This is a genomic window from Lacticaseibacillus daqingensis, assembly GCF_003946115.1.
GTDB lineage: Bacteria > Bacillota > Bacilli > Lactobacillales > Lactobacillaceae > Lacticaseibacillus > Lacticaseibacillus daqingensis.
This window is the reverse complement of sequence record NZ_RHOH01000001.1, coordinates 414,580-436,358: the sequence shown is the minus strand read 5'-3', so window position 1 is coordinate 436,358 and position 21,779 is coordinate 414,580. Positions and strand designations below refer to the sequence as shown.

The 21,779-nt window shown below is 49.5% G+C and carries 20 protein-coding genes; 4 read left to right on the top strand and 16 right to left on the bottom strand.

Annotated elements, in window-relative coordinates; genetic code table 11:
- Positions 1–150: 150 nt before the first annotated feature.
- Both EKM88_RS01735 and EKM88_RS01730 read left to right on the top strand, forming a co-directional pair.
- On the top strand, positions 151–762 hold the full coding sequence (locus tag EKM88_RS01735; RefSeq protein ID WP_125702469.1) for a YitT family protein: 612 nt from the start codon (positions 151–153) through the stop codon (positions 760–762).
- Positions 763–888: 126 nt separating this feature from the next.
- The gene (locus EKM88_RS01730) at positions 889–2,262 is read left to right on the top strand and encodes a glycoside hydrolase family 1 protein (protein WP_125702467.1); all 1,374 of its coding nucleotides are present in this window, start codon (positions 889–891) and stop codon (positions 2,260–2,262) included.
- 516 nt (positions 2,263–2,778) lie between these two features.
- Here the strand turns inward: EKM88_RS01730 and EKM88_RS01725 are convergent.
- The 12 genes from EKM88_RS01725 to EKM88_RS01670 all read right to left on the bottom strand — a co-directional run bounded on the left by EKM88_RS01725 (position 2,779) and on the right by EKM88_RS01670 (position 15,466).
- Entirely contained in the window at positions 2,779–4,539 is a 1,761-nt protein-coding gene (locus EKM88_RS01725; protein ID WP_164511967.1) for a glycoside hydrolase family 35 protein, read from the bottom strand.
- Between the two features lie 78 nt (positions 4,540–4,617).
- Complete coding sequence (locus tag EKM88_RS01720; protein ID WP_125702463.1) at positions 4,618–5,313, bottom strand: endonuclease/exonuclease/phosphatase family protein; 696 nt, start codon at positions 5,311–5,313, stop codon at positions 4,618–4,620.
- On the bottom strand, positions 5,310–6,167 hold the full coding sequence (locus tag EKM88_RS01715; protein ID WP_125702461.1) for an MBL fold metallo-hydrolase: 858 nt from the start codon (positions 6,165–6,167) through the stop codon (positions 5,310–5,312). The genes EKM88_RS01720 and EKM88_RS01715 overlap by 4 nt, the downstream gene beginning before the upstream one ends.
- A 14-nt stretch (positions 6,168–6,181) precedes the next feature.
- Positions 6,182–8,044 carry a beta-N-acetylhexosaminidase gene (locus tag EKM88_RS01710; RefSeq protein ID WP_125702459.1) on the bottom strand — a complete coding sequence of 621 codons (1,863 nt, stop codon included), beginning with the start codon at positions 8,042–8,044 and terminating at the stop codon, positions 6,182–6,184.
- Positions 8,037–8,690 carry a hypothetical protein gene (locus EKM88_RS01705; RefSeq protein WP_125702457.1) on the bottom strand — a complete coding sequence of 218 codons (654 nt, stop codon included), beginning with the start codon at positions 8,688–8,690 and terminating at the stop codon, positions 8,037–8,039. Before EKM88_RS01705 ends, EKM88_RS01710 begins: the two co-directional genes overlap by 8 nt.
- Positions 8,691–8,700: 10 nt before the next feature.
- The gene (locus EKM88_RS01700; protein WP_125702454.1) at positions 8,701–10,113 is read right to left on the bottom strand and encodes a sensor histidine kinase; all 1,413 of its coding nucleotides are present in this window, start codon (positions 10,111–10,113) and stop codon (positions 8,701–8,703) included.
- 72 nt (positions 10,114–10,185) lie between these two features.
- Positions 10,186–10,368 carry a hypothetical protein gene (locus EKM88_RS01695; protein ID WP_125702452.1) on the bottom strand — a complete coding sequence of 61 codons (183 nt, stop codon included), beginning with the start codon at positions 10,366–10,368 and terminating at the stop codon, positions 10,186–10,188.
- Positions 10,365–11,081 carry a response regulator transcription factor gene (locus EKM88_RS01690; protein ID WP_125702450.1) on the bottom strand — a complete coding sequence of 239 codons (717 nt, stop codon included), beginning with the start codon at positions 11,079–11,081 and terminating at the stop codon, positions 10,365–10,367. Before EKM88_RS01690 ends, EKM88_RS01695 begins: the two co-directional genes overlap by 4 nt.
- Positions 11,082–11,129: 48 nt before the next feature.
- Positions 11,130–12,017, bottom strand: a complete 888-nt coding sequence (locus tag EKM88_RS01685; RefSeq protein ID WP_125702448.1) for a carbohydrate ABC transporter permease — start codon at positions 12,015–12,017, stop codon at positions 11,130–11,132.
- Between the two features lie 14 nt (positions 12,018–12,031).
- Entirely contained in the window at positions 12,032–12,838 is an 807-nt protein-coding gene (locus tag EKM88_RS01680; protein ID WP_225418408.1) for an ABC transporter permease, read from the bottom strand.
- A 275-nt stretch (positions 12,839–13,113) separates the two neighbouring features.
- Positions 13,114–14,766: an extracellular solute-binding protein gene (locus tag EKM88_RS01675; RefSeq protein WP_125702444.1), complete on the bottom strand. Its 1,653-nt coding sequence runs from the start codon at positions 14,764–14,766 to the stop codon at positions 13,114–13,116.
- Between the two features lie 307 nt (positions 14,767–15,073).
- Positions 15,074–15,466: a DUF1093 domain-containing protein gene (locus EKM88_RS01670; protein ID WP_125702442.1), complete on the bottom strand. Its 393-nt coding sequence runs from the start codon at positions 15,464–15,466 to the stop codon at positions 15,074–15,076.
- Between the two features lie 155 nt (positions 15,467–15,621).
- Between EKM88_RS01670 and glpK the strand changes: the two genes are divergently transcribed.
- Together glpK and EKM88_RS13210 are read left to right on the top strand one after the other, a co-directional pair.
- Entirely contained in the window at positions 15,622–17,133 is a 1,512-nt protein-coding gene (glpK, locus tag EKM88_RS01665; RefSeq protein WP_125702440.1) for a glycerol kinase GlpK, read from the top strand.
- A gap of 27 nt (positions 17,134–17,160) precedes the next feature.
- Positions 17,161–17,322: a hypothetical protein gene (locus EKM88_RS13210; RefSeq protein ID WP_164511966.1), complete on the top strand. Its 162-nt coding sequence runs from the start codon at positions 17,161–17,163 to the stop codon at positions 17,320–17,322.
- 183 nt (positions 17,323–17,505) lie between these two features.
- Here EKM88_RS13210 and EKM88_RS01660 read toward each other — a convergent pair whose 3' ends face one another.
- The 4 genes from EKM88_RS01660 to EKM88_RS13205 form a co-directional block, all read right to left on the bottom strand.
- Entirely contained in the window at positions 17,506–18,807 is a 1,302-nt protein-coding gene (locus tag EKM88_RS01660; RefSeq protein ID WP_125702438.1) for a hypothetical protein, read from the bottom strand.
- Positions 18,808–19,165: 358 nt separating this feature from the next.
- Positions 19,166–20,071: a hypothetical protein gene (locus EKM88_RS01655; protein WP_125702437.1), complete on the bottom strand. Its 906-nt coding sequence runs from the start codon at positions 20,069–20,071 to the stop codon at positions 19,166–19,168.
- Positions 20,049–20,915, bottom strand: coding sequence for a helix-turn-helix domain-containing protein (locus EKM88_RS01650; RefSeq protein WP_125702436.1), 867 nt, complete (start codon positions 20,913–20,915; stop codon positions 20,049–20,051). Before EKM88_RS01650 ends, EKM88_RS01655 begins: the two co-directional genes overlap by 23 nt.
- 628 nt (positions 20,916–21,543) lie before the next feature.
- Positions 21,544–21,708, bottom strand: coding sequence for a hypothetical protein (locus EKM88_RS13205; protein WP_164511965.1), 165 nt, complete (start codon positions 21,706–21,708; stop codon positions 21,544–21,546).
- Between the last annotated feature and the right edge of the window lie 71 nt (positions 21,709–21,779).

Below are 21,779 nucleotides of genomic sequence, written 5' to 3'. Positions count from 1 at the left end.
CTAAATCTTTTACATTCGCTAATCCCACTTCACTACCATCAACGAAAAATTCTAATTCTTGATGAAGCATACCTGATATGTCACTTAGGGTAGCCTATATACGTTATAAGTTATCCGGTCCGTCTTAGACATAAAGCAAGGAGCCAACGCTTGACTAATATTACACAAAAAAACTCACATAAAGAAATGACGCTCGACATCTTATGGGTCGCTCTAGGCAATGGCATCACGGCCTTTGCCTACTCTTGGCTCCTTGTTAAGGCAAACATTATCTCTGGTGGCGTTACCGCCAGTGGCATGATTATGGGCCGACTTACACCGTTGTCTACCACCTTCTGGACAAACACAATTACACTAAGCTGCCTGCTTGCAGCTTTACTACTGCTAGGCACACGCACTTTTCTCAACTCTATTGTATCCAGCGTTGCATACATGATTTGGTTTTCTGTTGCACAGACCTTTCAACCCGCCATTGACCTCCCGCTTTGGCTGGTTCTCCCCCTGGCCGGTCTAGCAATTGGAGCAGGTTACTTCCTCTGTATCTCCCACCACGCCTCAACCGCTGGGCTTGACGTGTTCGCTCTGATTGTTAACAAACACTGGCCAAATATCAGCGTTTCATTTAGCCTTCAGCTAATTAATATTACCGTCCTCGTTATTGGAGCCTGGCAATTCGGTTGGCAGTCATTTCTAGCCGGCTTAATCTTTATCTTACTGTACACGTTTACCCTGAACGCCTTACAACGATGGCGATCTCGTTAGTTTCACCCTAATAAGTTTATCCAAATCCCATAGATTGTTACACCAACCTCGGCATTTCGGCGCTTACGTTCGCTGAAGTGCCGTTGTCTCACCTACCAATACCCATGTCACCTAAGGAGGAACACAATGACCAATCAGCTTCCCACGACCTTTCTGTGGGGTAACTCAACTTCAAGTATGCAAACTGAAGGTGGTCAAAACTTAGGCGGTCGCGGACCATCAATCTATGATCAACGATCAGCTGGACCAAGCAATATGGACTGGTCAACCGCAATTGACGAATACCATCGTTATGAAGAAGACTTCGACCTAATGCACGAGATGGGCGTCACCTGCTATCGGTTCCAAATTGGGTGGAGTCGCGTCTGCCCCACTGGTGACGGCAACTTTAACCCAGAAGGCATCGCTTTTTATCAACACCTGATCGAGGCGCTACTAGATCGAGATATTACACCAATGATCTGCCTATATCACTTCGATATGCCGCTGGCCTTGGCTCAGAAGTACAATGGATTTCTGAGCCGCCATGTCGTCGATGCCTTTGTTCGCTTTGGCAAGCGTATGGTTGACGAATTTGCTCCTATCGTTCCGTACTGGATTACGTTCAACGAGCAAAATCTCTATACCACAAGTAATGCTCGTATTTATGCCGGCTGCCTCGAAGGGGGTACTTCTGACGAAGAAATTCTCACCATCACCAATCACGTAATGAGTGCGCACGCACAAATTGCAAACTATCTCCACAACACCACTAAAGCTAAGATTGGCGGTATGCTTGCATATGAGGAAGTCTATGCGTCAACGGCAAACCCGCTTGACAACCAATATGCGCGCAAGATTGATGAATTTTCCAATCGAAACCTAATGGATGTATTCGTTCGTGGCCGCTACTCCAACGAAGTGATGACCTACGTGAAAAATAACCGCCTCGATATAGACTTAACTGAACAAGACAAAGCTGCCTTTACACAACTGACCAGTGACTACATCGCCTTCTCCTATTATCGTAGCGACTTAATCGACAGCAGTTTAGTCCCTATTAACACTAGCCCCCTACGTTACCTGGACTTCGGCAACGTACGTAACCCGTATACTAGATCTAATGAATGGCACTGGAATGTCGACCCTATCGGCTTCCGCGACATTCTCACCAAAGTCTACAACGCTTATGGTCTGCCCCTGTTCCCAATCGAGAATGGTCTCGGTATTCGCGAACCAGATACCGATGAGGAAATTCAGGACGACTACCGTATCGACTATCATCGCCAGCATTTGCAATCTATGAAAGACGCTATTTTTAAAGATGGCGTCCAAGTACTTGGTTACTTAGCTTGGGGGTTGATTGATATTCCAAGTTCCAGCGGCAACATGGACAAGCGATACGGTGCCGTCTACGTCAACCGTACAAATCAAGAAGTCCGAGATCTGCGACGCATTCCGAAAAAATCCTTCAACTGGTTCAAACAAGTTTTTACTAGCAATGGCCAGCACCTCAATTAGCTAAAAGCTTACTGGTACTGACCTATCATATGCCTCCTTACTGATAGAAGCGAGCACTTGATCGAATTTATCTCATCACCTTGCTTTGAGCAAAAGCCCTGTAACATCCTGCTGTAATTATAGTATAGATAAAGTTGGCGTAGGCTCTTGGCACCCTTAGCGACTCTCCAAAGGAAAATCGCTAAGGGTGCCAAGAGCCTTCATTACGCAATGGTTGCATTACCAACCAGAGGCGGCCAAAAAGAGGTTAGTCTGTTTAAGGGCGCACCTATTCCACGTGACTTAACAAGTTAAAAAGGGCCACACAATACATTCTTGCATATAAGGTGAACTCAATCCCATCACATTCTAGACACATCGTCTACCTAGGTGACACGGATTACGTATGCACACACTTTAGTGGAAATAAAGATCCGTAGTCTCAAGAGGAGACCGCGGATCTTTGAATAGTTGACCGAACAATTGGTTACTCGGGCCCTACATCGCGGGACGCTCACACTACATTATCGTAGCTTGTTAGATCTCCACCGGCTTTTCCGAGAACTGCAGCTTCTGAATCATCCTTCCTTCCAACTGAACCACCTCGATCTGATTCACACCGATTTGAAAAACGTCGGCAGGTGCAAATAGCGTGACATACGGCCCAATATCCCAGAATCGGCCCAGGTTAAGGCCATTTATCAAAACAATACCACGCCCCCACTTGGTCATATTAATGAAGGTTTCCTGCGGCTGATCAATAAACAACTCAAACTTAGTAACAGTTGGTGTCCCCGGGACCTCAGGCAAGTCATAATCTAGTTTGCTAATATCCCTAAAATCAAGCACATATTGATTCCAATCATACAAAAACGCTAGATTTTGCCTAATACCACCTCGCATACCCTTAGACTGATAAACTTGGCCCATACGCGGACCGTAATTCGTTCGTCCGGTGTTCTCCACCAGAACTGTCAAACGTCTACCCACAACAGATTCACTCGAGAAAAAGCTATCTTCCATATTAGCACGTGTTCTAATCGCGATTCTTGTACCATCAAGAAAGACTTGGGCTCGATCCGCTGTATCAATGAGTTGAAAGTGTGCTGTATTTTCCTCCAAAGGTTCCCTCCGTTGGTACACAACACATCCATAATCTTGATCCAACTCAGTCATTGTCAGCGGACTATTAGAAACCCGGGGAGCTGTTAAGTTGTTCAAGTTGGCAAACAGACTAGTTCGCTGCTTTGGCCGAAGCACCCCATAATCCCTAGCTTGAGACACAATCGGCTGTGGAAGCTCCCTATGAAGTTGTTCTTCTAAGTAGTCTCTGATTACTTGATACTTTAGGGTGGGGTTACCTTGCTCTGTCAATAAGCCATCATAGTCGTAGGAAGTGACCTGTGGTTGGTATCCATCTTCCGTTGAGTCATTTGCCCCGTTCATGAACCCAAAATTAGTGCCACCATGAAACATATAGAAGTTGATGCTACCTCGTGATAAGACTGCCTTCACGGTGGCCAAGGTTTCCTTAGGGCTGCGTCGAATCACGGAATTACCCCACTGATTGAACCATCCGTCCCAGAACTCCATACACATCAGTGGATAGCGAAGTCGATTTCGTCGATGAAAGGTCTGCAATGCGTCAAAGTTAAGGTCCGGTTCACTTCCAAAATTCACCGTTGGAATCAGTCCCAGGTCTGGCGCACCACCAGCTTCAAGTGCTGCCTGCCAGCCACCATCTGCCGTGAACAGCGGTACGTCAACGCCCTGCGCTCTCATCAGATTAGTCAGCGCCTTGATATATTTCTGGTCTGATCCATAAGACCCATACTCATTTTCAACTTGCATCATGATGACCCCACCCCCTTGTGTTACCTGGTGTGGCACCAGTATTGGCATCAGATGCTGATAATATGCTGTCACTGCTTCCATGTAATTGATATCAGTGGTGCGAATACGAACTGGCCGCCGCAATAACCACGCTGGCAACCCGCCGAATTCCCATTCTGCGCAAATGTAGGGCGAAGGCCGAATAATAACCATCAAGCCCAGTTCCTCAGCTTCTATTAAGAATCGATTGAGGTCGTGCCACCCACTAAAGTCAAAAACACTCCGCTTGGGCTCATGAAAATTCCACGGGATATACGTCTCAACCGTGTTTCCGCCCATTGCCTTGAGATTAGCCAGACTTTGGTACCATTTGCAGGGGGCAATTCGAAAATAGTGAACGGCACCAGAAATTAACTTTGTCGGCGCTCCATCTACTAAGAACGCGTCTCTCACTTCAAACTTCACTATTATTCCTCCCATCAAACAAAAAATGGCCGCTCATACCTGCGACCAAATCGTGTTCCGCCGATAACATTATCGGTATTAGTATTCCGGGACTTCCAGTTCTGCTGCGAACATTCGGTGATCAGATAATAGCGTCGGAACGAGTTCCCGCGAAACAACACGAATGTTACTAGACACCATAATATTGTCAATTTCATAGACTTTCATAGCTTCATCGCGTCCTACGAAGCTATTGAACCACTGGCCATCACCACCATTAAGCCGCGTTAGGCTCTTGTTAAATACCTGCCACTCATCATGCGACTGATCCATATTAAAATCGCCAAACACAACAATGTTAGCCGCCGAGTCTTCTCTAATAGCAGTTAATAGCTCACGGGCCTGTTGCTGGCGGATCGCCATAGTTTCAAAAGAAAGGTGCGTATTATAGACAGAAAGTCGCACTCTTCCATTATCATAATTCGCATGCTGAAACACCCTTGGCTCCTCGCCGAACACGGTGTACGGATAGACGGATGGTGCTTCGAGCTGTTGATCAGCAAGCAAAGCAATGCCATACTCGCCCCCCATCAGCGGCATCACCGGCGCATATGCAACTCGATATTTACTGCCGGCAACGAGTGCGGGCATATCAAATGGTAAACGCCTACTAAAGCGATCTAGCTCCTGCGCTCCGAGAATTTGAATTCCGCTTTCAACACATAGCCGATTTATTGCTGAGCAGTCAGGATGCTCTCCCGCCGCAAGGTTAAACGTTGCTACCTTAATATTCATTTCACTCGCCTCTGCACTTCGATTTCCAAGCCATCATACGCCGTCATGATGCCAAACTCTTCTGACGCTTCAGCCATCTGCTGATAAGTGAGATTACCATTATGCGAAAAATGGCTCGCAACTAGCTTGGTCTGCCCTGTAATCAAGCCCAGTTTACGTAGCTTTTGGACGAATACCACGTTTTGGGATAATGACATATGTGCCGCACCGCCATCACGATTACATTGACCTGTACAATCCAATGACACAAGGTCATATACCAGACCAATACTGTCCAGGTACTCAAACTCCTGATCCGGTAGCATCCCCGTGTCATGTGTATACAGCAGACTCTCGCCCGTATGGTGGTCTGCAATTGCAAAAATGAAGCAATCCTCGTGAAACAGGCCATGTTGCGCAGGAATCGGATATACATCATAACGGCCAACACTAGCCTTTACGTGTGCATGGAGCAGGTGATAGTCAAGGCTGCCGTTGTCGTGCCTTCCTTCTAACGCAAAGGCCCGTTCGTAGAAGCCATAGACAAACGCATTTCCATAAACATTCAACTTGTCGGATAGTCCCTGGGCATAGCCACCCATACGATAGGCCAAGTCCTCACCATAGAAGTGATCGGAGTGCCAATGTGTGATCAGCAACTCGTGATAATTATTATATGAAAGATCATATTCCAACATGTGATGATAGCTGTCCCCCGGAAAATCGATTATTAGATCTCCATCGCCCAAAACGCATTGATGTTGTGTGCGAATATCTCGACCACCTAAAAGACGGGCGCTCTTGCATACATCACAATCACAAAAAAGTGCTGGGATACGTTCAGCTGCCCCTGTTCCTAGATACTTTAGCTTCATGCTCACTTACCCGCTTAAACCCCTGATAGTTCACTTGGCGTGATGATTTTGCCAAAATAGGCATTGGCGACAACATCATCTCCAAACGCCATTCCGTTATCGTATGGCAACAACTTCTCGTCTAGGGTGTCAATCGTGCGAGAAAGAGTTGCAATCCATTCATCAAGAACAGAGATCGTGGTTTCGTATCGACTTCGCAAAGCCCCATAACGAATGTCAAGAACTTCCCAGCCAAAGGACCGGTAGTTCTTTCGCCATAGTTGCCAATGACTCACTTTAAGATCAGTAATCATCTCAATCAGTTCTTGAATTTTGCCAATCTGTCTGGCCATCGCAACTGTATCGTGAGCCTCATAGGCGCGCCGAATCTCACCACTCAAAGGAATTTTTTTCGTCAGAAAATCAGCTAGTCTGATATAAAACTGATACATCAATGAAACGTTGTCGGTTTTGCGCAGTTTTTCCGCCAGTTGGCCATAGTGTGTAACAAGATCGATACCTCTAAAATTTTCGTCAAACATCGGCATCATTAAATCTTGATAAAGCAACGCCTTACTTGGACTGGCCGCACCAGGATTCCCCGGGGTAATATTCGGGATTTCGTCAAACTGAGAAAGAATTATGTAATCTCCAGCATTCTCACCCAGCAAATCAGACAAATCTTTGGCTGCTCCCTCAAGTGTCGGATTATCGCTAAACTGATAATGTGCAAACAGAGCTAAACCATACCACGCTGTATCAATCGAGGTTTCTTGTCCATCATCACCCCAGAGCGTCGCATAAATGTCCGTGATTCTATATTTCTTGCAAGCTTCAAGTCCCGCAACGGTCGTGGCAAGAGTTTTCCCATAATTCGGTGCCAATCCGTTCCAGGTCCAGACACCGCCCGCAAAGGAGATGCGATCTGACAGTTTCTGATGTTGCACCAAAAGCCGCTCATAGTCCTTAGTATCGTGATGATAGTAATCCCAATATGTCAACTCAACATCCGGGACTTGATCAACCATTTCCTGCGTGAATTCAACCTTCTCATCATAATAGTCAGCAGTGTCAGAGTTCGCACGGAAAAACATATCACTCCAAATCATTGGCTTAAAGTTGTACTTGTCGGTTAGCGCGAGGACACGCCTTAAGTGACGAGTCATAATCTCAAATTGTGTATGGTATCCATTGCGCCGTAAGTAGTTCCCTGACCCCAGCGTCCACGCCTCATCCATGCCGATATGAATCTTTCGGCCGTGGAAAGATTTAGCAATCGAAGCGAGCAGGTGATCAATGAATTTATAAGTCTCTTCTTCGTCAACCAGCAGAATATTATCCGTATCTTTAATATTCTTAGCGAATCCCCATTTAAGTGGCAATAAAAGATGCGCCAACGTCTGAATCGCCGGTATCAGTTCAATTCCAAGGCCTGCGGCATAGTTATCCAGCGCTTGTAATTCCGATATGGAGTATCGCCCACGCATATAGCCAAAGTATGGATACTCCGGTACTTCGTAAACATCTTCCATGTACAGCATGCAGGTGTCGAGTCCCAGACGTGCCTGCCGGCGTAAAAAGTTCCTTAATGCGTCTGGTGTCATTACGGCATCTCGTGACACATCAAGCATCGGTCCGATTCGTTCAAAATTTACTGGTATGTGTTTGGTTTCGCCAACTGTTAGTTTTGACCATTCAAGAAGAGCGCGAATCACATGGGCGGAGTTGCTATACTCAATCAAACTTTTTTCATCACGTTCAATCCGTAGCTCTCCATGCTCAGTTCGGCGGAAAACAAGTGGTGCTCCATCTGCAGTATTTTCAAATCCGAGTTCAGCAAGAAAGTCCAAATTACCAAGAAGAACTTCACAGTCGCCACTTACGTTAATTCTAATCATGCGTCACACTCCCTTTCTCATCCACAAATTTCTGATGCGTCAGCGGTTTTAATAGGTAGTAGGAAAAAAATACGTCAATACCGACAAAGGTCAACTGCAAAATCGGCCAGTTAGTCCCCTTTGTCAACGCAATGATTCCCAAGTTCACTGCCACAATCAGCGCCATTCGTGGAATATGTCCAATAAACAGGTAGACTGAATCCCAGACAATACTACGCAGTGTCAGGTCATACAATGACAGCACGTATGACGACAGCATCATCAGCCCAATCAGAATGACAATCGCAATGGCCGTGGCATACAAGAAGACTGAAGAAATGTGAAGGGCGTTCACGTACAGAAAGTCATACGTCAAAACCAACAGTAGTACCGTTCCACTAACAGCTAAACTCCATGCTTTTTTCCAATCACGCGCATAGTACTGTCCAAAAATATGCAGCCAATCTTTCACTGTGTCGCTTTTCTTCATCACTCTCAGGAGCGTGAAGATGCTGGTCAATGTTGGGAAAACACCAACTGAAAGCGCCACAAACACCAGAAGTGTCCCTGCTGTTAGCCTCACAAACGCAAGCGAAAAGAACAGGGGGATGTTAGTTGCAACCAACAATAATTGAATAAAAAGGATTTTTAGAACTACCTCCATCAACTCATTAACTCTACGTATCATATCCATCTTTAAAACCCTTCCCAACACCGTACGGGAGCGTAATAGTTACCGACGTACCAACCCCCACACGCGTCTCAATTTTCAAGCCATACTGATGACCAAAATAAAACTTGATGCGCTGATCAACATTCCGCAATCCGTAACCCTTCTCGCCATTTTCCAGAATATGCTTAGGCAGTACTGTCGCCATACCAATGCCGTTATCCACAATCTGAATCACTAGGTTATCCTTGACGTGGTGTGCTGAAATTGCAATTTCATTCTCAACTTTTCGTTCCACAAAACCATGCTCAATCGCGTTTTCAACGATTGGCTGAATCATTAGGTTTATAACGGTTGCCTCCATAACATCTGAGTCGACGTCATAAGACACCTGAAAGCGATCATCCAACATCAGCTGCAGGGTGATATATGCCTTAATATTTTCAATTTCGCTTCTTAAAGTAGTCGCACTCTTACCATGGTTCAACGTTGTGCGGTAGAACTTAGACAACTCCTGTACCGCTATACTGATCTGTGGCTCCCCACTGTCAATGGCCTGCCAGTTAATCATTGACAGTGTGTTGTACAGAAAGTGCGAATTAATCTGGTTGACCAGCGCATCGTACTTACTGCTCTGCTGGTCAAGCTCAGCTCTGTATATTTTGGTTGTCATTCTATCAAGCGTTGCTAACATCGTACCGATTTCGTTACTCAACTGACCGAACTCATCCTGTTGATCAGTCTTAAAAGAAACGTCAACTTGCTTACCCGTAATTACGCTTTGAATCCGATCGCGCAAATCATGGAAACTAGTACTGATTTTTCGAATAAAGAAATTAGTTAGCAACCCAACCGTAATCAAGCTAACAGCAATCCCAAAAGTAGTGTAGTAGACAATTCGATTACTCAGATGATTACGGCCATTTACCTGCACTGCCATTCTCCAATCAGTACCTGAGATGTCATACTGTCTCTTTTGCCTAGTAAACTCAATATCATCCCATCGAGTCCCCTGAAAGACCTGCCGTTTATTTGCGCTACGAATCTCCGTTGTTAGTGTTTTATCGCTTGCACTTAGTGACTCAAAGAACTTTGTCTTATTGTAAGAAACTACTACCACGGTATAATAATCCGATGCAATTGTTTGCGGTATTGCTTGAGCCCCGTATACGTAACTAGTATCGCTGAACCAACGCGGGCGCAACGTATACCCAAATTCCTTGAGAAATTTCGGTGCTCCATTCATTGTCAATCGATGAATGTTGTTCCGACTTCCTGCCATTGGCGAGTTAGTGTAAAAATCGATTGATTCGATATTTCCGCTTGCTTCTCTCAGCGTGTCCGTTGTTGGATCAAAGTCATCGCGAAAGAACAAATATCTCGAATAAATATCAGCAGCCGTTTCGTTCCCGAGACTCATGCCTGTTGCAATCGCAGAGTTAAGAGACAGGCTCGTGATCGCGCTGTTGCCACGACTGATCTTTTCTTCGATCTATCCAACGTTCTGCCTGACAGTGCTTTGGATGTAATTTTGTTCCGTATTATAGTCTATTTTTCGAGCTTGAACATATGAGATAACCCCAAGAAGAATCAGGGCCGGCACTGCCACCAGCGTCATCGAAACAATCAACTTCACGCTCAGAGAGCTTTGCTGCCACCACTTTTCAGCTTTCATCGTTCAGAAGTCTCCCACTTTTCGCGTCGATACGCAGCAGGAGTCATGTCATAGTGTTTTTTAAATATCTTGTTAAAATATGACGGGTCATTAATACCAACGAACGAAGCCACATTAGCAATTCGTAGGTTACTGTTTGCTAATAGCTCCGCGGCACGCTCCAATCGAACATCGGTTAAGTAATGGGAGAAACTCTTGTCTGTAGCTTTCTTGAACTGCACGCCAAGATACGCGGGAGATAAGTAAACCCGTTCGGAAATTTCTTCCAAGGTTAGGTTGTTGGCGTATTCATTCCTAACAATATCAATCACTTGCGCAACTACAGAATTACCCTCGCCCTCAACAGACTTATCAGACAGAACTGATTCAAGGGAGTCTTTCAACTCCAAAATGTTTACTGGCTTGAGCAGATAGTTCTCCACATGATACGGAAGTAGTTTGCGCGCATAATCAAAATCGTCATACCCGCTAATAACCAAAATAGCAAGACTATCATCTAAGTCACGAACGCGCTTGATTAGCTCGATTCCGTTGATTAATGGCATCTTGATGTCTGTCACGAGAACCGCAATTGGGTTACTCTTGAGAATTTCGAGCGCTTCACTTCCCGAATCAGTGTCGAACACAGTCACGTTGTTGTACGTTGTCTTCAGTAACTTCTTAATCGCAGTCCGTTCGAATCTGTTATCATCCACCAGCAACACGTTCTTCATTCCCGCTCACCCCATACCATTTATCCAATTACAAGTATAGCGCTTTCATCACTCCTTTACTGCGCCTAGGACAAGCCCTTTGACCAAGAATTTCTGTAGTAATGGATAGATGATCAAAACCGGAATCATTGAAACCAGAATCTTTGCTGAATTGAGAGATAGGGAGGAAATCTGTGACATGGCCATAATTTCCTCTTTAGATAACTGCGTCATATTCTGCTGCTGAAGCGCCAACTGCTGTAAGTAGGTTTGCAATGGAATTTTGGTCTGATCATTAATGTAAATCAACCCGTTGAAGAACTCGTTCCAGTAATTGACAACAGTAAACAGCGTAATAGTCGCAATAGAGGGTAACGATATTGGAAGGACAATTGAGAACAAAATCCGATATGGTGAGGCACCGTCAATAACGGCAGCCTCTTCCAGTGAGGACGGAATACCCTTGAAGAAATTCATCATCAGGATAATATTCATGACATTGATTGCAGTTGGCAATACCAAGGACCAAAAAGAGTTGATCAGTCCTAGCTTGTAAACAACCATGTAAGTAGGAATCATCCCACCGTTGAACAACATTGCAAAGACTAAAGTCCACATATAGATGTTGCGTGAAGCAAACTGCGAAGTCTTTCGTGACATTGGAAATGCCATCAGGACAGTTAACGCGATGCTCAAGCCCCCACCGATAACGACACGCGCAATAGAGACCATGAATGCGCTCCAGAAAGCCCCATCTTTCAAAATTTTCTGATAAGCAGAAAGCGTAAAGTCAACAGGCCAAAACGCCACCTTACCTGATGAAGCGGCCGTCCCAGTACTAAAGGAGATTGCGATAGTGTTAATAATCGGCATTAACGCCAATGCCACAGCCAAGATCATCACGATAACAATCAAGGCCGTTGCAAGTCGATTGGCAAAAGATTTAGATTGAACCATACTTGTCACTCCTTCTAGAACAGCTTGTAATCTGCAAACTTATCGGCCAATTTATAAGAAATGACGATGAGCAACAGGCTGATAACAGACTTCAACAAACCTACCGCAGCCCCGAATGAGAACTGCGCGCCTTGTAAGCCCATACGGTAAACATAGGTATCAATGATATCGCCAGTTTGATAAACAATCGGATTGTACATGTTGTAAATCTGATCAAATCCAGCGTTTAAGATATTGCCCAGGTTTAAGGTCCCCACCAGTATGATCATCGGAAGAATGCCAGGCAGCGTAATATGCAGTACCTGCTTCCAACGGTTAGCGCCATCCATTGACGCCGATTCGTATAGGGACGGATCAATACTGGTCATTGCCGCCAGATAAATAATCGTCCCATATCCGTAGCCCTTCCACACATCCGTTAAAATTATTAGCGGTTGGAACCACTTGTTGCTGGCCAACAGAAGCACTGGCTTGAGCCCCAGCATGCCCAAAAAGTTGTTAAATATTCCAGACCCCGAGAAGATCATCGTGAAAACGGACCCGAGAACAACCCATGACAGAAAGTTTGGCAGATAGACAATCGTTTGAACGAACTCCTTAAATTTCTTTACTCGCACTTCATTCAATAACAAAGCGAAGATGACTGGGACGATCATGCCGAGAAGGATCTTGCCAAACGCGATGACTATTGTGTTTCGAAAAATTGCGAAGCTATCTGGCAGTGAAAACATATATCTGAAGTGGGCAAGCCCAACAAAGGGTGACCCGAAGAATCCTTTAGCTGGCACAAAGTCCTGAAAGGCCATAATGATTCCGAACATAGGCAGAATGTTAAATAAAAACAAAAGTATCATACCCGGGAGCATCATTAGGTGGTACGGCATTTGACGCTTGGAAAAGTACTTGCTATTAAATCTTGCAATGCTCATCTTCTATCACCTCTATAAGTAAAGAGTGGTTGAATTTGCCTTCAACCACTCTTCCTACTTATCGCCATTTATGACTACGAGTATCGTCTAGGTCTTGTCAGCAATCATAAGTGCGCGATACATTCATTTTCCGTCTTTCTTAAGAAAACTGTGATTAAGCAATCATCCTACTGAACTTCACCTTTATCAACAGCCGCGTTAACTTCTTTAAGAATTGTGTCCCCACCTTGAGCCTTCCACTGCGTAACAAATTTATCGAAATCACTCAGCGGACTTTGACCCATGATGATCTTAATGAAAGTCTCGTTTTCCAACTTAATCAAGTTAGCGTTCATCTTAACCATCGATGGCGTGTCTCCATAGTAGGCCTTATCAACGAACTTAATCTTATCGGTGTTGGTTGCTGCTTGAATTCCAGTATGGTAATACAAGTAGTCTTCAAGTGCAGACTTATCTTTAGTCTTTGGATAATCGCGAACATGTGCAAAGGATGCTTCATTCTTGTCGGAAAGTTTGGAAGTGTCGCCTGTCTTCAACGCATTTTCAATGTCTGCGAGACCAAGTGGTGTCTTGTCAGAACGTTCGATGTTAACGTCAATCGGTGCAAGTGCCCAGCTAAGTGGCAATGCAGTCTGATTATGTTTCTTTGCCTCAGCTTTGCGGTAAGCCTTTGCGGAACCGACGCCTTGGTTAAAATCAACCATCGAATTGATGGCGCGCATAACCATTTCTGGGTGCTTAAAGCCTTTGCGAACAACGATATAGCGGAATACCGGCGTGTTCCGGGTAGTGATAAACTTGTCACCTTTCTCCTTAACCGGCCCAGTTACGGCTATCCAGTTGGCGTTCTTATCCTTGTCGTAAGAATTTACCATGTCAGTGCCCCAGAATGGACCAACATAGATTCCCATGCGATCTGCTAAGTCAGATTTTTTTTCATCGTCGGTGCGCGTTGCAAACTCTTTATCGATAATACCCTCTTTATACCAACGACGAAGCATTGCGAGCCCATCCTTTGTTTCTGGCTCGATACTGCCATAAACCACCTTGCCGTCCTTTTTAACAAAGCTCCGTGGAAACGCACCAAACTGGTTAAAAAAGATTCCGGCATCCATCTGTGTTCCATCAAAACCGTTTAAATCACTGCGAAGCGTAATGCCTAATGTCTTACCCGTGCCACTAGCATCTTTTTCAACAAACTGCTTCGCAACGTTTTCCAAGTCTGCCAACGTTTCTGGCGTGTCTAAGTGAAGCTTATCTAACCAATCCTTGCGAATCCAGGTTATGTTTTCCTCAAAGTAGGGATACGGTTGCGGAATTGCCATTAACTTGCCATCACGACTAGAAATCCCTAAAAGATCTTGATCATACGAAGAAATAGCATCTTTAACACGTTTCGAAGCACCTTTCTTGTACACCGTTGTCAAATCCTCAATCAGATCATTATCCAGAAGCTGATTGAATTGATCTTGATAAACCGACATCACATCCGGAATCTCACCTGTCGAAAGCGCCAAGGCTACTTTTTGGTTAAAGTCGGATGTGGTCCACTCAGTTTTCACCGAAATATTAGTTTCTTTCTTTAAGTACCGTGTTGCTGGGTTATTCTTAAGTGTATCGCCCTTGTACAGCGTATCTAGAGGACGAGTCTGCTTACCAATCGTAAAGCTTACTGGTTCAGAATACTTCCCGTACGGTTTAAGCTCTTTCTTATCGATCGTAGTTTCTGAACTAGAAGCAGTTTTCCCACCACAAGCAGCAAGTGATCCCGCCAGAAGTAGACCTGCCCCGACAGTCAATAAAAGTTTCCCATATTTCACTTAAATTCACTCCTTTCATGACTGCATTGTAACCGCTTACCTTTTTTGTAAAAATATAACATTTTTCGAATTCATTGGAGAAAGCGCGTGACATGAACAAAACAGTTGGCGTTGAACGTATAATTCAAACCGATTCAACCGCTCACTTCTGCAATCCACTGCGGCGCGAAAAAAACCCAAGCTACACTGCTCGGGCTCTTCTCTGAATACCATTTACACTTATTGCAACGGTAACAAACTTCAGCGCGATACGAACAATCTTGTTCGCATCATTAACGTCTTTGCCGCTCCTTTTGCCAAACCGGCGTCAGCGCAACCGATGCTGCACCGCCCGCGGCAGGTGCGCATAAGTCGTTTTGTGCCAGCCGATCACGGTTTGCCCTTTGGCGCGCACCGCCAACAGCTGGTTCTTGGCCAGCGGGGCGTCCGTGACCGTCAACAGTAGCCGCCGGCGGGCGCCGGTGGCCGTGTAGCTCACCAGCCGGTAGCGGTAGTCGCGGCCGCCATGGGCGTTGGTCGTCCACTCGACGCTGGGGCAGTCCGTGCGCACGTACACCGTGCGCGTGGGCACCAGCGGGTTGAGCTGATCCAAAATGGCAGCCCCTGGCGTGGTCTGGTCGCGGGTCACCAACGGCGTGGCGGCCAACAGTGCCCCCACGATCACCACTAGCCCGATCAGATTCATGCCCCACCGTTTCATCGCCCCAGCCCCCTTTTGCTCTAGCGTACCAAGGCAAACGGTCCCCAGCCTCGGCCGCGGGACCGAAAAGGCGCTGCGGCTTTGGTCAGACTTGGTTGTTCCAACTACTTGAATGCGCTAACATGAGAGCAAACGGTTTTCACAAGGAGCGACTTATGGCAGACAACTACATCCTCGCCATTGACGAAGGCACCACCTCGACGCGTGCGCTGATCATTGACCACGCCGGCACCATCCGCGCCGACGCGCAGCAGGAATTCACGCAGTACTTCCCGCAACCCGGCTGGGTCGAGCACGACCCCAACGAGATCTGGCAGGCGGTCCTCGCCACCATTGCGCGCGTGTTCAGCCAAAGCGGCCTGCAGCCCAAGCAGATCGCCGGCATCGGCATCACCAACCAGCGCGAAACGACCCTCATCTGGGACAAGGACACCGGCCTGCCGATCCACAACGCCATCGTGTGGCAGTCGCGCCAGACCAACGCCATCGCGGCGGACTTGAAGGCGGCCGGCCATGAGGACCTGATCCACGCCAAAACGGGCCTTTTGATCGATGCGTATTTTTCCGCGACCAAGATCCGCTGGCTACTCGACCAGGTGCCCGGCGCGCAGGAACGGGCCGAGCGCGGCGAGCTGCTGTTCGGCACGATCGACACCTGGCTGGCGTGGAAGCTGTCGGGTGGTGCGATCCATGTCACCGACTACACCAACGCCAGCCGCACGATGCTGTACAACATCCACGACCTGAAGTGGGACGCAGACATTCTGAAACTGCTGAACATCCCCCGCGTGATGCTGCCGGAGGTGCGCAGCAATTCCGAGATCTATGGCTACACGGCTAGCTACCATTTTTACGGCAGCGCGGTGCCGATCGCCGGTATGGCCGGGGACCAGCAGGCCGCGTTGTTCGGCCAGCTAGCGCTTGAGCCGGGCATGGTCAAAAACACTTACGGCACCGGCTCCTTCATCGTCATGAACACCGGGGAAAAGCCGACGATGTCCGCCAACAACCTGCTGACCACCATCGGCTACGGGCTGAACGGCAAGGTCACCTACGCGCTGGAAGGCTCCGTGTTCGTCTCCGGCAGCGCCATGCAGTGGCTGCGCGACGCGATGCAGCTGCTGGTGCACGCCAGCGACTCGGAGGAAATGGCCGAGCGCTCCAAGAGCCAGGACGAGGTCTACGTGGTACCCGCCTTCACGGGCCTCGGCGCGCCGTACTGGGCGGCTGACGCGCGCGGCGCGGTTTTTGGCCTGACGCGCGGCACGACCCGGGATGATTTTGTCAAAGCGACCCTGCAGGCGCTGGCCTACCAGACCCGCGACGTTGTGGACACGATGTACAAGGATACCGGCATCGCGATCCCCGCCCTGCGCGTGGACGGCGGCGCGGCCAACAACAACTACCTCATGCAGTTCCAGGCCGACCTGCTCGACACGCCGATCGAGCGCGCCGCCAACCTCGAAACCACCGCAATGGGCGCCGCCTTCCTCGCCGGCCTGGCCGTCGGGTTCTGGGACAGTCCTGATGACCTCAAGGCCCTGGCCACCATCGGCCGCCGCTTCACGCCGAGCATGCCGGCCGCGCGCCGCGAGGACCTCTACGCCGGCTGGCAGCAGGCCGTCGCCGCCACCATGGCGTTCAAGCCACACCGGGCAGCGGACTAGTTGCCTCATATCAGGAGGAAGTAACCGATGCAAAAGAAAGGGACCGTCTCCGTCTACCTCGGCCTGGCCGTACTTGACACGCTGCTGCTCCTGTTCAGGCAGCACATTCCTTACAGCGGCCTGCTGCTGTTCCTATTTCCCCTCGCCATTATCGGATACACCTTATTTCTGATCAGTCGGAATGGGTGACCAGAATCGTTAGCACGCAAAGACGCGTTGAGTTTGCGCTCAACGCGTCTTTGCGTGCACTAGAATCTGGAACCAGGAGATGACGGCTTAATTGTGTTGCTTTTTGTAGTTGATCCCTAGCAGCGCAGTCAGTGCGAGCACCGCCATGCCGGCGATCCCAAGACTAGAACGGGTCTCGCCCGTTTATGGTAAGGCTCGCTTGTCCTTGGCTTCACCGTTGGTCTTAGGGGTAGTCTTAGTCTTGGCTGAGCTGTTGTCCGCGCCCGTTGAAGGCCCCTGTGTGCCGCCCTTAACGTTGCCAGTCCCGTTGGGGTGCTCCTCTGTGCCCGTTGTGTCGCCATTCGAGGTGTTTTTATCGTCCTCGGCGCCTGTGGAAGAATCGGTGTCAGAAGTATCTTCTGGGGTGGAAGTGGTGTTATCCACTGGGTCTGTCGCCTTATCACCGACCTTGTGAACGTAGAGGATCGCGGGACCTTCATCGGGCGTATGAAGTGCCGGGAAAATAAACGTCGTTGCCAGAGGGTCAGGATTATTCGCGACATAGCCGTCCGGGATGAGAGAAGCGACATCGATCGTCTTACCAGGTTCTCCAGCAAGCGTCTGACTTACCAAAATATTGGGCGTACCGTCTTCTTTAACCTGTACAATTACAACATCGATAGAGGTCGTCGTAGTAACCTCCGGGGTTTCATCAGTCTGATCTACATCGTCATCAGTGTCCGTGGTCTCTTCTGGCTCCTTGGTGTCTTCCTTGCCAGTGTTATCTTCCGGGGCGATTACTTCCCCGCTGTCCCCACCAGGAGTAACGTCAGTGCCTTCAGACCCACCTTCCGTAGGGTCCATTGGTGTCGTTTCTTCACCTGTGCCTGTGCCAGGCGCGGTAGTGTCATCACCACCCTGATCCGTGTTGCCCTTGATCGGGTTGCCGCTTTCATCGGTGTCTTCGGTAGGAACGTCAACATGAACCTCTTCATTGACGCTGTTCGGGTCTGCGTCTTCACCCATGTCAATCTTAGCAAGGGTTGCGATAATAGTGGTATCACCCTTGGAGATATTTTCAAACCACACACTGTCGGTGGCGTTTGCATTAGCGTCTTTATAATCAAAAGATATAGAAACTTCCTTGTTAAAGATACGATTGGGGATACCACCCTCAATTGGGATGTAGTTACCCCGGTTAATGGAGACAACCTTCTTGGTGGTCTGCACTGTCTTACCGTTTTCATCTTCAATAATCAGAGTTACCACAGCGTAGCGGTCAGATTCGTCATTCAAGTCGTTCTCAGGATAGTACCAGCCATCAGAGCCCTTAACAATCGGGGTGCCTTCTGCCGTGGTCCCTACGCGGGTATTCTCAGCGGCGCTGACGGTCTGTGGCTGAGTGTTAGCCCCTGCTGCGGTAACTGCTGCCCCAGCACCAAGCAGCGCAACAGCAGTCATGGACGTGTAAAGCGTCCGCTTAAGCCCAAAAGTTTTTGTCATCATATTTTCTCCTCCTCAAAATCAACAATCAAGTTTGAACCCGACGCCGCTTCATCTGCCGGGTCCGCGCGGCTCCCCCGATCAGCCGCGAACGCGAATAGCTATAACGTGCCGTCAATGCACAGCAACAATCGCCTCATGCCTAGCCAAAACACACCTATCGTTATAATTTACACGGAAGAATTGATAGAACAATAAAAAGTCGGCCGATTTTTGGAACTCAGGGATTCTTTAGACCAAAGTCATTGCATATCTGCAATTTCATTTGATCTTTGCTATCCCGAATCAAGTCGGCCGACTTTTTTTCGATATATATCTGACTCAATTAAAACAAAAAGCATTCTCTAAAGCAAGCAGTGATTCACGATTCGATTGACCCCGATTCCCGAAACGCTGCGCGACAGGCCTCGATCAGCCGGTGGTACAAGGTCACCCGTGTCGGCGAATCAAACGCCTGTTGGCATTCAAGCAGTTGTTGGAGGCGTGGGGTCAACGACTGCCGCCGCTGAACCGCCCACTGGCCCGTGGCCACGGCCAGCGCGCGCGTAAACGCCAGCGTCATGGGGTCGAAGCCCTGCGGCTCGCGTAAGTCCAGCGCCGCCAGATCATCGATCAACCGCGGGACAGCCGACCAACGCAGGTGCATCAGCTGTGCCTCCAAAAGATTGCGCGCGCAAAACAGAAAACTCGGGGCGTACAACTCACTGGCTGCCACTTCCTGCTCAGCCACAGTCAGGCACGCGGTCACCTGCGGCTCGGTCATGGCGCTACCCGTGTACGCGAACATCTCGTACTCAAGGTCGTACCACGGTGTGCTGGTGGTCAGATGTGCCACCACCGGTGCCAGCATCCCGGTCGTTACCGGCTGGTGGGCACGATGCGCCACCCGCACGCGAAGCGCCTGAGCAAGGATCGGCGCTAAGGGTAACGGGGTCGTGGCCTCGGTCGCCGCGGCGCGGTGTTCGTAATCATCGATCGCCGCCATGGCTTCGGCAAATTGTTCTCCCGCCAGTGCGTGCGCAACGGCGGTCGTCACCCGCAGGCTCGCGGCCTCCTGCATCCCAAAACGCAGCGCGGACAGATCATGGCTGCTCAATCCCAGCCGTTCGATCAGCTGCGGTAGCTGCTCCCCCGCCAGCTGCGCCCCGTGTTTTTCGAATCGCGACACCGCCGCGCTTGACAGCGGCGGCGTCCCGACATCTGCCAAGCGCAAGTGCCGCAGCCGCCGAACTTGGCGCAGTGCGTCATTCAACTTGTCCTGTGCCATCTGCTCCTCCAATCTGCGTCGCCCACGCTTGCCATTCTTGCGCAAGTGCCGGTGCCCCGATCTCGGCCGGAAGTCTTAAAAGTTGCGTCAATGCCGCGGTTGGCTGCCCCTGTTGGACGCTCGTGTGCCCCGCCTGAAGCACCTTTTTCTGCCAGATCAGTGCCATGTTTGCTGACGCGTTCATCTGAATTGCCGCGAGTTGCGGCCACGCCAGCTGCCAAAGCCGCTCATTCCCACTAAGCACCACGTGCCGAAGAATCACGACCAGCGCCTTGAAGTACTCAGCGCGGTACAGATAATGGGGATCATGCAAGCGCGCCGGTGTTGCCACCGCGAGCAACGCCTGCAACACCCGCTCGGTTCTCACGTCGTCTAATTGCGGCACGACCTGTTGCACAAGTTGAAACTCCAAGTAAAACCACTCGGTCATCTCGACCAGGTGCGTTGCGACCCGTGCTTGCTGGCTCGCGGTCAGCGGTTCCCCCGTCGTCGCCAGGATCAGGCAGCGGAGCATGTCTGCCAAGGGCGCTGGCACCTCTGTGGGCGCGGTCAGATACGCCGCCCCCAACGCCGCAGCGTGACTCGGCTGCACACGGCGTTGGGCCGTCAGCATCGCCTCGTAGGTGAACTGCCACGGGGGCAAAAAAATGCCAGCCGAACCGCGCACATCTAAGAAGTTCAGCCCCAGACTCTCCATCAGCGCCAGCATGCGCTGTGTCCCCAGCGTGGTCTTCCCCGTCTCGAATCGATTCAGCGCTGAGGCGTTCTTCACCCCCGCGACCGCCTGCAACGATAACCCGCGGGCGACCCGCGCGTGGTGAAACGCTGTGTTGATTTGCCCCATTGATTTTCCTCACTTTGCCGCGTCTGCCGGGCGCTACCGCCGTCTGTATGAATGCGGTTTCACCACATTATAGGCATATTGGTCGCTTGTTGGCCATTCTAACCCCCTGTCACCTACGCCACTTCGAATCGCCGCACGCGATGGTGCCCCCCGCCCGATCGAGTCAACTTGTTTTCCCCCACCGTCAACCGGCGCAAGAAAAAGTCCGGGCAAATTTGCAGCGACGTAAATCCGGTTCGCCCGGCGCGGCGGTCTGCTATGATGACCTTGGATCGTCGACCCGCCACCAGCTGCGTCGTCGTGTGCCTGCCACGCGATTGAAGTGTTTGGTGTTGCGACCTGCAGGCGCCTTCCCCCACGTCGGGTAGGCCACTCGGTGGTGCCGCACTGAACAGCCCGGCAGGGTGACCCCACATCATCTTGCCGCGCCTAAGCCACCACCGCAGCGACACCGCGCGCGTTCATCAGCCGGAATGCCTCCGATTCTTTCGTGTTTGACGAATATCTGGGTGCCGCCCCACCAAGCACCAGCTTCGACGATCTCCTTCACGACCCAAGAGCGATCACTGCCGCGCGCAGTGACCGCTTTTTTTGCCGCGGTCGATCCTTGGCACACCGCGGCAAGCCCTCAGATCAGCATCAAAATGACGTAGCCGATCACCAGGCCGATGACCGCAATGAGTTCAACCGGGCGCCAGCGTTGGGCGCGCGGCTGTTGGTCATCAAGTGCGATCACCATCATCAGCACGATCGCCCCGCATAATACGATGGGGGCTAACAAGTTGGCAGCCATTGGGGCCTCCTTTTTGGGTGTCAGGTTCATCGGTGCGACTTCACGACCATTGTAGCCGCTGGTGGCACCCC